This window comes from Nocardia acidivorans NBRC 108247 (assembly GCF_001625085.1).
In the GTDB taxonomy this organism is placed as follows: Bacteria; Actinomycetota; Actinomycetes; order Mycobacteriales; family Mycobacteriaceae; genus Nocardia; species Nocardia acidivorans.
Genome location: NZ_BDAW01000051.1, coordinates 58677 through 72041, shown reverse-complemented (window position 1 = coordinate 72041; position 13365 = coordinate 58677). Strand labels below are relative to the sequence as shown.

The 13365-nt window shown below is 67.2% G+C and carries 13 protein-coding genes and 1 pseudogene; 2 read left to right on the top strand and 12 right to left on the bottom strand.

Annotated features, from left to right (window positions below):
• Nucleotides 1-259 (bottom strand): annotated as a pseudogene (locus NA10_RS39590) (hypothetical protein); the annotation flags it as partial.
• Nucleotides 260-497: 238 nt separating this feature from the next.
• Between NA10_RS39590 and NA10_RS25200 the strand changes: the two are divergent.
• Complete coding sequence (locus NA10_RS25200) at nt 498-773, top strand: putative antibiotic biosynthesis monooxygenase (RefSeq protein ID WP_218021576.1); 276 nt, start codon at nt 498-500, stop codon at nt 771-773.
• Between the two features lie 151 nt (nt 774-924).
• Nucleotides 925-2229 carry an MFS transporter gene (locus NA10_RS25195; protein WP_067572163.1) on the top strand — a complete coding sequence of 435 codons (1305 nt, stop codon included), beginning with the start codon at nt 925-927 and terminating at the stop codon, nt 2227-2229.
• 3 nt (nt 2230-2232) lie between these two features.
• On the opposite strand, the gene NA10_RS25190 is transcribed toward NA10_RS25195, so the two are convergent.
• The 11 genes from NA10_RS25190 to NA10_RS25140 form a co-directional block, all read right to left on the bottom strand.
• Nucleotides 2233-2760, bottom strand: coding sequence for a hypothetical protein (locus tag NA10_RS25190; RefSeq protein ID WP_245677868.1), 528 nt, complete (start codon nt 2758-2760; stop codon nt 2233-2235).
• Nucleotides 2761-3020: 260 nt separating this feature from the next.
• Nucleotides 3021-3428, bottom strand: a complete 408-nt coding sequence (locus NA10_RS25185) for a hypothetical protein (protein WP_067572160.1) — start codon at nt 3426-3428, stop codon at nt 3021-3023.
• A gap of 75 nt (nt 3429-3503) precedes the next feature.
• Nucleotides 3504-5144: a hypothetical protein gene (locus tag NA10_RS25180; RefSeq protein ID WP_067572158.1), complete on the bottom strand. Its 1641-nt coding sequence runs from the start codon at nt 5142-5144 to the stop codon at nt 3504-3506.
• Nucleotides 5145-5249: 105 nt separating this feature from the next.
• Entirely contained in the window at nt 5250-5600 is a 351-nt protein-coding gene (locus tag NA10_RS25175) for a nitroreductase/quinone reductase family protein (protein WP_067572156.1), read from the bottom strand.
• Nucleotides 5601-5664: 64 nt separating this feature from the next.
• A complete protein-coding gene (locus NA10_RS25170) occupies nt 5665-6810 on the bottom strand; it encodes an acyl-CoA dehydrogenase family protein (protein ID WP_067572196.1) in 1146 nt (381 codons plus the stop codon).
• Between the two features lie 160 nt (nt 6811-6970).
• A complete protein-coding gene (locus tag NA10_RS25165; RefSeq protein WP_245677867.1) occupies nt 6971-7819 on the bottom strand; it encodes a lysophospholipid acyltransferase family protein in 849 nt (282 codons plus the stop codon).
• A 177-nt stretch (nt 7820-7996) separates the two neighbouring features.
• Entirely contained in the window at nt 7997-9511 is a 1515-nt protein-coding gene (gene hflX / locus NA10_RS25160) for a GTPase HflX (RefSeq protein ID WP_373862417.1), read from the bottom strand.
• Nucleotides 9512-9599: 88 nt separating this feature from the next.
• Nucleotides 9600-10517: a diaminopimelate epimerase gene (gene dapF / locus NA10_RS25155; protein ID WP_245677866.1), complete on the bottom strand. Its 918-nt coding sequence runs from the start codon at nt 10515-10517 to the stop codon at nt 9600-9602.
• A 25-nt stretch (nt 10518-10542) separates the two neighbouring features.
• Complete coding sequence (locus NA10_RS25150) at nt 10543-11364, bottom strand: TrmH family RNA methyltransferase (protein WP_067572152.1); 822 nt, start codon at nt 11362-11364, stop codon at nt 10543-10545.
• A gap of 175 nt (nt 11365-11539) precedes the next feature.
• The gene (gene miaA, locus NA10_RS25145; protein WP_067572150.1) at nt 11540-12442 is read right to left on the bottom strand and encodes a tRNA (adenosine(37)-N6)-dimethylallyltransferase MiaA; all 903 of its coding nucleotides are present in this window, start codon (nt 12440-12442) and stop codon (nt 11540-11542) included.
• Nucleotides 12439-13212, bottom strand: a complete 774-nt coding sequence (locus tag NA10_RS25140) for a class III extradiol ring-cleavage dioxygenase family protein (RefSeq protein WP_067572148.1) — start codon at nt 13210-13212, stop codon at nt 12439-12441. Before NA10_RS25140 ends, miaA begins: the two co-directional genes overlap by 4 nt.
• Nucleotides 13213-13365 lie beyond the last annotated feature (153 nt).

The following is a 13365-nucleotide window of genomic DNA, read 5'->3' as shown; positions in this document are numbered from 1 at the left end:
CCCTAGGCCGATACCGGCGGCGGCCAGTTGGGCGGCGGTGGCGGCCTGGCGGGTGCGCATGGCCACGGTGAACGCCTGGCGGGCGGCCAGCCCGCCAGGCCATTGTCGGGTGGCAATGGATGAGTGGTTGATCGCGCAGGTGCCCGAGGGTCGCGTGGGGGCGATCGGCCGGGGAATGGTCGGGCGGCAGGACCGCGATGATCTCCTCGACGCCGATCACCTCCGTGCTGCCGGTCCAACGGGTGGGCCGGGGGCCGATGGCCAGATCTAGCGTGCCGGAATCGACCAGGCCGCCAATTCGTCGGCGCTGGCCGTCTCGGTCAATGCCAAGCGCACCAGGGGATTCGGCGCAGCCAGGCGCGCGGGACCGGGGCGAGCAGTCCGGCGGTCATACTCGAGCCCGAAACAAAATTCCAACCAAACGGTTGCAAATGCGCACAGAAAGTGCTCTACTCACATCTGCAACCAAACGGTTGGAGTTTTGAACGGAGTCTGAAATGACTGTCAGCGCAACCCCCGTCGCAGCCCCTTCGGTGCATGTCCGCGCCGTGATCACCTGGCTCGCCATCTTCCCGATGGTCGCCCTGGGCATGACGGTGATGGCCCCCTTCAGCGCAACCTGGCCGCCCGTGCTGCGAGCCCTGGTCCTGACCGCGGTCGTCGTGCCCAGCGCGGTCTACCTGGTGGTGCCCCGCCTACTGGCCGCACACCACCGAATCACCCACGCGCAAGTGCGGTCGCTCACCGGATACCGCACTGATAAGCGCCACTAACGGATTACATCGGATTTGCGTATTGATCGCCCGCACCACGGCTTCCACGCTGGAGCGGTGAGCCTCCGATACACGCGCGCCGCCGGGTCCGCGCACCCGAACGCCTCGGCGGCGCGTTCGTCCACCGCCGCAGAGCCGGGAGCCTGAGCCGATGCGGGATCTTCCCCAACGCACCCGCGCCGCGAACAACGCGGCGCCCTACCGCATCTCGCGATCCTCGGCATTCTGGTTGCTGTCCACGGCCCTGGCCCTGCTGCTGTTCGCCTCCGCCGCACCCTCGCCCATGTATCCGGTGTACCAGCAGATGTGGCATTTCTCGCCGCTGGTGTCCACGGGCGTGTACGCGGTCAACACCCTCGCACTGCTGGTGACCCTGCTGTTCGCCGGATCGCTGTCGGACCATATCGGGCGGCGGCCGGTGCTGCTGGCCGCGGTCCTGCTGGAGCTGGCCGGGACGCTGTGCTTCGCCGAAGCGCAGTCGGTGACTTGGCTTTTCGCCGCCCGGGCGGTGCAGGGCATTGCCACCGGGCTGGCGACCGGCGCGATCAGTGCCACGCTCATCGACCTGCAACCCGCCGAGTCCCGACTGGGCGCGCTGATGACCAATGTGGCCGCGGGCGGCGGCCTGGCGCTGGGCGCGATCTGCTCGGGCCTGCTGATGGCCTACGCGCCCGCGCCCACCACACTGGTGTACTGGCTGCTGGTCGCGGCGTTCGCGGTGATCGCCCTCGGCGTGCTGCTGATTCCGGAGACGGTCACCCCAGACGGTCACGCCCTGGCGTCACTGGTGCCGAAATTCGCCGTCCCACCGCAGGTTCGGGCCGCGTTCCTGACCATGGCGCCGTCCATCATCGCCACCTGGGCGCTGGGCGGGCTCTATCTCTCACTCGGCAGTGCGCTCATGCGGGTGCAGTTCCACCTGAGCAGTCCGCTCGCGGGCGGACTGGTAGTGGTTGCGCTGCAAGGCGCCTCGGCCGTCACCGCGCTGCTCGCGCGCGATTGGACCATCGATCAGGCGCTGGGTCGCGGTCCGGTGCTCCTCGTGATCGGGGTCTCGGTGGCCATGCTGGGCGTAGCCACGCACTCCGCGGCGATCTTCTTCACCGCCAGTGTGATCGCCGGAATCGGTTTCGGCCCTTCGTTTTCGGGTGCGCTGCGCATGCTGACCGGATTGTCACCGGCGCAGAGTCGCGCCGAGGTGGTGACCGCCATCTACGTGGTCTGCTATCTGGCGCTGAGCGTGCCGACCGTCATCGCCGGACTCTGCCAGAGCAGTCTGGGATTGGCGACCACCACCTACGGCTACGGGGCCATTCTCATTGCGCTGCAGATCATCGCGATGCTCGGATCACTGCGCCACCGCAGTCCGCATACCGCGCTGGCCGCCGCCGAGTGCCCCGCACCCTGCCCGGGCACGGTCGCGGTCATGCCGCGCATCGCCGCCGCACACCCGTGACGCTCAGGTGAGAACGAAGGTCAGGAGTGCGGCCTGACCGCCGCCCTCGCGCCACCAGGAGTAGCCGAACCAGACGCCCGGAGTGATCTCGCGGATCTCGTCGTAGACCTGCGGGGTCGGCGAGGGCGCGTAATTGAGCGCCCAGGTGGGGCGGCCGTCGAGGATGGCCGGCGCGCTGTACACATCGGCACGCCACCCCTCGATGCCCGCGCCGGTGATGCGGTTCTCCAGATAGCCGCCGTTCGGCCCGGTGTAGAAGGTTTTGCCGATCCAGATCAGCGGGGCCCAGGACTGCATATCGATGGGCCGGACCACCCAGCCGTTCTTCACGCCCATCGGCACCGCACCCTGATCGGCATCGCGGAAGATATCGTCCTGCTGCGCGGGCGAACATCTGAAGCGCAGCGAGTCGATGGTTGCCGCACGATCGCCATTGAACAGGGCGCATCCTCCGCCGTAATCGGCGTCCGCGTTCGCGAGCGGCGCGGTCAAGGGATTGAGCGCGAGCCCCGCGCCCAAACCTGCGAGCACAAAACCCCTCACCAGGGCATATCGAATGTTGTCGCGACGTGAGAGCATCACTGCCTCCAGCGGTCGACCCCGACCCATCAGCGATGCTAGTTCGCTATTGGATAGCTGAAGTCGAGTGCAACCGAAACGAGACCATACGGTCTCTTACCTGCGACGGCGTCGGCACACGTCGACACACATTGACAGCCAACTACCTGGCTGAATCCATTGCAGCGTGTGGATCCCGCCCGAGGACATGCCGGGATGACGGGGGGAATCGCTCACTCCAGTGCGAGGACCCTGGCCGTACCCTTGATCACCATCTGATTCTCATCCAGCAGCCCGGCGCGCACCTGCACGGTCTGGCCCGAGGACAGCGGCCCACCGCCGACCGCGGCGCTCAGAGCGATCGAGGCCCGGTGCCGACCGCCGTCACAGGTCGGCGTGACCGGCGTGCCCTGGGCCGAGGGGTGGTCGGCATTCGGGTCACCGACCAGCACCTGGATGGCCGTCACACCGGCATCGGGATCACAGGAGTAGTCCACGGCCACCGCGGTCGACGAGGCGCTGGGCACCTCGATGACAGTGGCCGCCAGAGCGGCCGGAGCGGTGGCCAGCAGCGCCGCACCGAGGGCGGTGAGCGCGAGGGCGGTGCATGCGGAACGCTGACGAATCCGAGTAGTCACCATGGATCCATGCTGACAGCCCACCCGGCGGCCCCGGCGTCAGGCCCCGGTCCGCCGGGCGCGTCCCGCCGGATCCGATCAGTGCGGCTGGGACTGGCGGGTGGCCAGTTCGTCCACGAAAACCTTTGCGCACCGGGCCAATTGGGCCGGGGTGAGGGCGCTCAGATCCTTGGCGCAGTCGGCATTGGGTGTGGCGGGCTGATTCGGCGTCTCGGCGGTCGCGACTCCCGAATCATCGAGTTTCACCAGCTGAACGGGGATCTTATGACTGGCGCTGATATCCATGCGATAGACGACCCGGCCGTTGAACTCCACGAACCCGCGCCAGGTGTCGCCGTCGATCGGGGTGAATTCGACCAGTTTGCCGCCGTTGGACATGACCGTTCCGGCATTGGTGGCCAGCCAGGAGCGAGCATCGGCATCGAGATTGTCGATATTGATGCGGCGCGGATCGCTGTCGTCCAGCACGTACACCGACTGGGTGTTGAGGTTGCCGCGGTGCACCTCGTCGGCGGGCGTGACCGAGTAGGCCACGAAGAGCTGGGAAGTACTGCCGCGCAAGGTCATCGGGGTGACCCACTGGAGCCGGCCGGTCGTCTTGTCGCGCAGCAGGTATTCCGAGACATTGCCGCTCTGCGCGCCGGAGTTCGCGGGATCGAAGCCGAAGTGGTTGCGGTTCATATTCTCTCGGCCCGCCGCCCACTTGGTCTCGGTCCGCTGTTGTGCCGTCAGGGATTTCGGATAGACCGGGCCGGGCAGCGAACCGGCCGGCACGTCCCGCCGATAGTCGAGTGCGATATGCCCGTGGTCGCCGCGCACCACGATCACCCCCGCGGGGGCGGTCACCGTGCGGTGCGTCCACGGCACGGGCATGGTCACCGGAATGACGACGATCGGCTCCCTGCCGTCGCAGTAGCCCCAGACATCGCTCATCTCATAGCCGATGAGCGGGTACTTCTCACGCAGCAGATTGTTCAGGCTGTTCCTGCGCGCCCCACCGAACGCCTTGTCGATGGCGTAATCGCCGGTGAAGTTGCATTCGGTGGCATTGCCCTGACCCGACCATTGCGCGACACCGCCCAGCGGGACATTGATACCGCTGCCGTCCAGGACACCGCTCCACGCGCCGTCCTTGCCATTGAGATAGGTGATGGTCTCGGTGCGCAGACTCACCGCCTGCACATCACCGGTCGCGCGGGCCAGGGCGATCCGCGCGCCGTCGAGCGATCCGGTCCGCGGTTCCCAGCCCGCGGTCGACAAATCACCCTGCTGGATGCAGCCGCGCACATCGTGGCGGCCCAGAATCGCGCAGCCGTCCGAATCCTTGTGTCCGCCATCGCCGAGCAGATGCACCGATCCGGGCAGTTGGTTCACATCGTGGACGTAGAAGATGGACGCCCCGGAGTAGAAACGGCCCGCGTTCTTGTCCAGGCCGATCAGGAAATAGCCCGCCCCGACAATTGCCACCACCAGTCCCAGCGATCCGATCACGGTCGCGGCGTGGCTGTACGCGTACAGGCCGTACGCGATGACTCCCGCCGCCGCGTATCCGATCAGCCACCACAGGCCCGACCCGTGCGCGAACACATTGAACCACCAGGCGCGCAACCCGTTCTGCCGTCCGAAGCCCGGCGCGGCCACCGCCCAGAACAGCCAGTACAGGCCCACCACCACCGGCAGCACCAGCCACCCACCGAAAACCCGTGCTCCATCGGACATTACGGCCTCCCCACCGAACTACGGGTGCGCTTTCCACCCGCTCCCCTGCACTGTAGTTCGGCGAATCAGCCCGGGCAGCACCCGAATATCAGGGGTCCCGCGGTATCAGGCCGTCCGATCCAGCCGGACCCGTACGCTCACCCGCCCCTTCGCATCCCGCCACGCGATGGCATGTCCGCGCCGGTCGACGCCATGGAGGTGCAGCGAGATCGGGCCGCCCTCGCCCAGGAAATTCCGCCACCATTTCTTGCTGTCCGGCATGGCCACACCGATGGTGATCATGTCCCCGGATCGGGTGTAGAACACCGGCGTGCTGAAGGTCTTGCCCGATCGCCGGCCGACATAGGTGACCACCACGAACCCGCGCCGCATCAGCGCGCCGACGACGGGTGCTTCGGTCAGCGCGACGACCGCGCCGTTCACGCGGCGGGTGATCGATCCCATGGTAGATGCCATGCGGTCACCCTACCGACCGGCCGGTGCCGAGCAGGCACCGGCGGGACGGCGAAATGGGCTGGGATCAGGCCAGTTTCAGAGACCGGCCGATGATCTCCTTCATAATCTCGGTGGTGCCGCCGTAGATGGTCTGCACGCGAGCGTCCATGTACGCCTTGGCGATCGGGTACTCGCGCATATAACCGTAGCCGCCGTGCAGCTGTAGGCATTTGGTGATGAGGTCGAGCTGTTCCTCGGTGCTCCAGTACTTGGCCATGGCGGCCTCCTCGGCGGTGAGCTTCTCGGCGTTCAGCAGTTCGATGCAGCGGTCCACGAACACCCGCACGGCGGTGGTCTTGGTGGCCAGCTCGGCCAGGACGAAGCGCGTATTCTGCTGTGCGCCAATCGGTTTGCCGAAAGCCTTGCGGTCGCGCACGTACTGGATGGTGTTCTTCAGCGAGCCCTCCATGGCGGCGGCGGCCATGACGGCGATGGACAGGCGCTCCTGCGGCAGGTTCTGCATCAGATGGATGAAGCCCTGCCCCTCGCTACCCAGCAGATTCTTACCGGGAACGCGCACATCCTGGAAGGACAGCTCGGCGGTGTCCTGCGCCTTCAAACCGATCTTGTCGAGATTGCGGCCGCGTTCGAAACCGGGCATACCGCGCTCGACCACCAGGAGCGAGAAACCCATCGCGCCCTTCTCCGGATCGGTCTGCGCGACCACGATGACGATATCGGCATTGATGCCATTGGTGATGAACGTCTTGGAGCCGTTGAGAATCCAGTCGTCGCCGTCCTTGACCGCGCGGGTCTTGATGCCCTGCAGATCCGAACCGGTGCCGGGTTCGGTCATGGCGATGGCGGTGATGATCTCGCCGGAACAGAAACCCGGCAGCCAGCGCTGCTTCTGCTCATCGTTCGCCAGTTCCAGCAGGTAGGGGGCGATCACATCATTGTGCAGGCCGAAACCCAGGCCCGAATACTGGCCGTAGGTGACCTCTTCGGTGACCACGGCGTTGTAGCGGAAGTCCTTCACGCCACCGCCGCCGAACTCCTCCGGCACGGCCATTCCCAGGAAGCCCTGCTTGCCCGCCTCGAGCCAGACCGCGCGATCGACGATGCCGTCCTGCTCCCACTGCTCGTGGTGCGCGGCTACATGCTGATCGAGAAACTTTCGGAACGACTCCCGGAACAGATCGTGTTCAGGTTCGAAAATAGTGCGTTCCACGCCAACCTCCTGAGTGACCACATCGGCACATCGCCTCTGCCCATACGGTACTCGAAAGTCGAATCAGGGTTAACTTCGAACCCGGAAAAAGAGGTCCGAACTGCGACTGTCTCCTTTGGCAGTCCGGATCGGAGCAGCTGAACCCCGGTAAACCTAGCGGTCAGAGACCGAGGCCGGAGAGGGTGCGGCCCAGCAGGCTGCGACCGCGGTCGCGGTCACGCTCGGCGAGCAGGAAGGCCAGCTCCTCTTCCAGGGCCTTACGGGTCACCGACTGCAATTCACGCGCGGCGGCCTCGGTGTCGGTGGCCTCGCTCCAGGGGGTGGTGTCGATCGGGGTGCCCATCGAGAAGTAGAAGCGCTCGGGCTTGGGGACCAGGGTCGGGCCGAGACCGCGAATCAGCGGCGGGGTCAGATTCGCGCGCAGACCCAGACCGGTGACGACCTTGCGCAGCGGGCTCATCACCGGATGATCGCCGTCGAAGATGATGTCGTAGATGTCATCGCCGCCCACCATGGCGATCGGCACGATCGGCGCGCCGGTGGCAATCGCCATGCGCGCGAAGCCCGTTCGGCCCTCCCACAGCAATTGGTACTTCTGCCCCTTACCGCGCATGGCCTCGCGACCGCCGCCCGGGAACACCGCGACCGCCTCGCCCTGCTCCAGCAACGTGGTGCAGTTGTGCCGATTGCCGCGCACGATTCCCAAGCGCTGCAAGGCATCTCGCAGTACCGGCACATCGATGAGCACATTCTCGGCCAGGCCCCGCACCAGCCGGTCATGTTTGGCCAGAATCTCCGCCGCCAGCAGCGGGGCGTCCGTGCCGCCCGCCAGCGTGTGATTTCCCACCAGCAGCACCGGGCCGTCCAGCGGGAAATTCTCCAGACCGTAGAACCGCGGGCTGAACCAGGCGCGCGAGGGCGCGACCAGTAGTTCGATGGCCCGGCGATCCATATCGGTCAACTCGACGTGCAATGGCGCACCGTCGGTGAGCCCCCGAGTCTCGGTCAATTGATCGTCATTTCGAGACAAGACATCCCTCCCTGCAGAGATTTCCGATAACGGCATGCTAACGAAATACCCTGTAAGGGACGGAATCACCCCGGAGCGGACGAGAGCCACGACACTCGGCCGCGGTGGCGAGGCCATAGCGCCCCGGACCACTGCGGCGGTCCGGGGCGCTACGGATCAATCGATGGCGGCCGGTTCGACGTCCGCGTTCACGTCCACGCCCGCGTGGGCGTATTCGCTGAGCAGGCCCGCCAGTGCGGCGGGGACCTTGGCGCGGACCAGGGTGCCGTCGGCCTCGTGCTCAGTGGTGAGGATGCGACCGTCCGCGTGGATGCGGGCCATCAAATCGCCTCGGGTGTAGGGCAGCAGGACGCTGACCTCCACCAGGCCGCCCAGGACCTTGTCCAGGCGTTCGCGCAGCACGTCCAGGCCCTGACCGGTGGCCGCGGAGACGAAGACCGCCTCGGGGAGCCAGCCGCGCAGCTGGGTCAGCTCCATCGGGTCCAGGGCGTCGATCTTGTTGACTACCAACAACTCCGGCGGTGCGGGGGTCTTGGTTTCACGCAGCACGTCGGTGACGACCTCGCGGACCGCCTTGATCTGCTGATCCGGGAAGGGGTCCGAACCGTCCACCACATGCAGCAGCAGATCCGCGCCGGTCACCTCTTCCAAGGTGGAGCGGAACGCCTCGACCAGCTGGGTCGGCAGGTGACGCACGAAACCGACGGTGTCGGTGAAGACGACCTCGCGGCCGTCCGCGAGCGCGGCCTTGCGGGTGGTCGGGTCCAGGGTGGCGAAGAGCGCGTCCTGCACCAGGATGCCCGCGCCGGTGAGCGCGTTCATCAGGCTCGATTTGCCCGCGTTGGTGTAGCCGACGATCGCCACCTGCGGGATACCGCTGGAGACGCGACGGTGCCGCTTGGTATCGCGGGCGGTCTTCATCTCGCGGATCTCACGGCGCAGTTTGGCCATGCGCTCGCGAATGCGCTGACGATCGGTCTCGATCTTGGTCTCACCGGGACCGCGGGTACCCACACCGCCATTGGCGCCCGCACGACCACCGGCCTGCCGGGACATGGATTCACCCCAACCGCGCAATCGCGGCATCATGTACTGCATCTGCGCGAGCGCGACCTGTGCCTTGCCCTCCCGGGACGTGGCGTGCTGGGCGAAGATATCGAGAATCAGCGCGGTGCGGTCGATGACCTTCACCTTGACGATCTTCTCCAGCGCGGTCAGCTGCGCGGGACTCAATTCACCGTCGAGAATGACCGTATCGGCGCCGGTCTCGAGGACCATGGCGCGCAGCTCTTCGGTCTTGCCGGAGCCGATGTAGGTGGCCTTGTCCGGTTTGTCGCGGCGCTGGATCAGCGTGTCCAGCACCTGCGAACCGGCGGTCTCCGCGAGCGCGGCCAGCTCGGCCATGCGCGCCTCGACCTGCTCGGTCGTGCCCTCGGTCCAGACGCCGACCAGCACCACGCGCTCCAGGCGCAGCTGCCGGTACTCGACCTCGGTGACATCCTCGAGCTCGGTGGACAGGCCGGCGGTGCGGCGCAGGGCGGCACGTTCATCGAGCTGCAATTCACCGACCGTGGGCGACGCGGACCAGCCGGTCGCGGCGTCGTCGGTGTTCTCCTCAGCGGGAGTGAACTCGTACGTCTCTTGTTTACTCATACGCCTCCATAGTCCCATGGACCAACCGAACAGCGCATTCGGTTATTTCGCGGCGATTCCGCCGCGGGCGAAGGCGGGGTTTCCGGGACCCTGGCTCCCGATCGCCTTACGCGTCCTGCCACCACTTGGCGGCGATCTTGCCCGTGGCAACCAGAACCGACGGTCCTCGGAGAGTGGCCGCGCCGTGGTCGATGCCGACGGTGACGGTGCCGCCCGGAATGTGGACCTGGATGTGGCCGGTGTCGGCGGCCAGATCGAAGCCGTCGGCGGACAGGGCTGCCGCGGCGGCGGCCACGGTTCCCGTTCCGCAGGAACGGGTTTCGCCTACGCCCCGTTCATAGACGCGCATGTCCACGCCGCGATTGCCGTCGGAGGCGACACCGAGGGCGGTGAGGATTTCGACATTCACGCCGTTCGGGAAGACGGTGTGGTCGAAGGAAGGGGCGTGGGTGAGATCGAGGGCCGCGAGCTCCTCGTGGGTGAGGCCGGGAACCACGCAGGCCAGGTGCGGATTGCCCACGTCGATGCCCAGACCGGTGAATTCGCGACCGTCGAGAGTGGCGTTGGACTCACCGAGCGTGCGGACCTTGCCCATGGCCACGGTGACCTCACCGTGCACCGGATCGGCGTGGTGCACGAGCACCGGGCGCGCCCCGGCGCGGCTGCCGACCACGAACTCATCGGCCGATTCCAGGCCGGTGGCGACCAGGTAGTGCGCGAAGACGCGCACGCCGTTGCCGCACATCTCGGCGATCGAGCCATCGGCATTGCGGTAGTCCATGAACCAGTCTTCGAGGCTGACGCCTTCGGGAAGCGCTGGGAGAGTTCCGTTTTCGATGAGCGCACCCGCGCGCGCCACCCGCAGCACACCGTCCGCGCCGATACCGCGCTGCCGATCGCACAGCGCCGCCAGCCGCGATTCGGTCAGCTCCAGCCAGGCATCGGGATCCGGCAGCACGACGAAATCGTTCTGCGTGCCGTGGCCCTTGCTGAAGTCGATATCAGCCGCGTTCTCGTTCACCATTCGTCCTCACCCAACACCCGAGTTGTCAGCGCAACGCCCGGCGCTGCCGGGAAATTTCGTACAGGACCACCGCCGCGGCCGACGGGGACCCGAGGGAACCGTCGGTCGGAACGCAGACCAGCTCGTCACAGACCTGCTGCCAGGCCGGGGCGAGCGATTCACTGTCATCACCTAGGACCAGCACGGTGGCGTCGCCGAACTCGAATTCGTCGAGGGCGATCCCGCCGTGATCGTCACCGCCGACGATACGGGTGCCGATCCCGCGCGCCCGCTGCCGGTCCCGGAACGCGGTCAACTGCGCCGGACCCGAGGCGCGCAGCACGGGGACCGCGAAGAGCGCGCCGTCGGAGGCGCGCACGCTCTGCGGGTCGTAATGATCCGCGCCCGAGCCGGTCACGATGACCCCGCTCGCGCCGAAGGCCGCCGCGGAGCGGATCAACGCGCCCAGTCGCGCGGGCGCGCCGGGGCGGTCGACGACCACGACGGTGGGCGGCTGTGCTGGCGTGCCCGGTGCGAAATCGTCGAGTTCGATGCGGCGCGATATGGCCACCGCCACCAACTCCGGCACCGGCTCGGACGGTTCGGCCAGCTCGGCCATCACCTCGGGCACCAGCCCCACGCTCGGCACCCCGCTGGTCTCGAGCACCTCTCGCGCCCACTCCGTCGGCTCCGGTGCGCCCAGCCGGTACACGAGAGTCTCCAGCGGCCAATGACATTCGAGCGCGCGGGCAATGGGTCGCATACCGTGCACCAGAAATCTGTTGTCGCGAAGACGTCTGGCGCGATTGTTCAGATATGCCTGCCACTCCTGTACCGATGCATTGCGAGTATTCGCCCGACGCGTCACCCGAGCAACGTAGCGCGGATGCCCGCCACACCGGACTTCGCCGTGGCGCGTCGCCACTCGAGTCGGTCGCGCCAGACGACGGGAAGCCACTTCGCCGTAGCGCGTCGCCACTCGAGTGGGTCGCGCCGGGCGGCGGGAAGCGCTCGGGGTGAAGGCGACCGTGCCGCAGTGCCGGTCAGGGTTCGACGAGGGTCAGGGCGGTTTCGGTGAGGTGCGGATCGGCGCCGTCGACCCAGTGCACGCGCTGATCGCGGCGGAACCAGGAGCGCTGTCGGCGGACGTAGCGGCGGGTGCCGATGAAGGTGCGCTCCTGGGCTTCGGCCAGGTCGCATTCGCCGTCGAGGTAGTCCAGGACCTGGGCGTATCCGATTGCGCGGCGGGCGGTTTGGCCTGCACGCAGCCCCTGGTCGATCAGGGTGCGCACCTCGTCGACAAGTCCGGTTTCGAACATTTTCGCGGTGCGGAGTTCGATGCGGCCGTCCAGGGCGGCGGTCTCCCGATCGACGCCGATAATGGTTGTGCCCCAGCGAGGTTCACCGATCTGCGGGGCGGAGGCGGCGAAGGGTTTACCGGTCAGCTCGACCACCTCGAGAGCTCGGACCATGCGGCGGCCGTCGGTGGGCAGGATGGTGGCGGCGGCGACCGGATCGGCGGCCTTCAATGCCTCGTGCACGATGACGACGCCGCGCTCTTCCAGGAGGGTTTCCCATTTGGCGCGGATCTGCGGGTCGGTGGCCGGGAAGTCCCAATCATCAAGCAGTGCTTGGACATACATCATGGAGCCGCCGACGATGACCGGGGTGTGACCGCGCGCCATGATCGCCTCGACATCGGCGCGGGCGGCGGTTTGATAGGAGGCGACGGTGGCGGTTTCGGTGACGTCGAGAACGTCCAGCTGGTGGTGCGGGATGCCGCGGCGCTGATCGTGGGTGAGTTTGGCGGTGCCGACATCCATACCGCGGTAGAGCTGCATGGCATCGATATTCACGATCTCGCCGTGTAGTCGTTCGGCCAGATCCAGGGCCAGATCGGATTTTCCGGTGGCGGTGGGGCCGACGACAGCGATCGGGGTGATCATGCGTCGCCGCCCGGATGCCAGACGCTGGCGTGGTAGCCCACACCGAACGGTGCTGCGGCATAGAGGGTTTCGACCGCGGGGCTGGCGTGATCGGCGGTGAAGAGTCCGGCCAGGACCTGGAAGGCGGGGCGTCCGGCGATATCGAGTTCGTCGCAGAGTTGCTGGTCGAGTTTGGCGAGTGCGGCCCGGTCGCCCGTGGACAGGGCGAGGTCGATCTCCGCCTGTGCCGCCTCCGCGCGCGGATCGAGGTAGCGCGGGGCCTCGAGCGACAGGGTTGCCGCGCCGTCGCCGACGACCAGGACGCCATACCGGTCGGTCGCTGAATCCAGTTCGGCGCGCAACCGCGCGCCGTACTCCAGGCACTCCTTCGCGGGTGTGCCCGCGGCCACCAAACGCGCTGCCGCCACCGCGTCCGGCGCGACCTGCTCGCGCAGCCAGCCACCGATCAATACCGGCAACGGCAGCGTGGGATCCGGATTCTCCAGATTCGCGATCTCGGACAAACCGATCCGCACATCGACGCCGTATCCCCGGAATGTGCCCGCCGTCTCCGCGTCGAAGACGCCGTCCGACTCCGCGTCGAAGACGCCCTCCGACTCCGCCGCGCCGACCACAATCCACCGCTTGGCCTGCCCCGCCAGCTCGCCGACGGCCTTCAATACCGCGCCGCGCAATACCGTCACCGGGCTGTCCGCCGCCGCTCCGGCCGCGCCCCCCAGCTCGGGTACCAGGGCGGGCGATGAGGGAACCAGCGACGCAACACAGAACACGCCGACAACCGTAGCGCTACCGCGCCTCACCAGCCCCACCCCACCTGGGTCGCCGCGCCGCCGAGGTGGCCTCAAAGACAGCATTTCGCATCCCAGCCTGGTTGAATGGGAGCAGCTAGACCGATGAGCTAGGGCGTAACCAGGCAGCCGTGA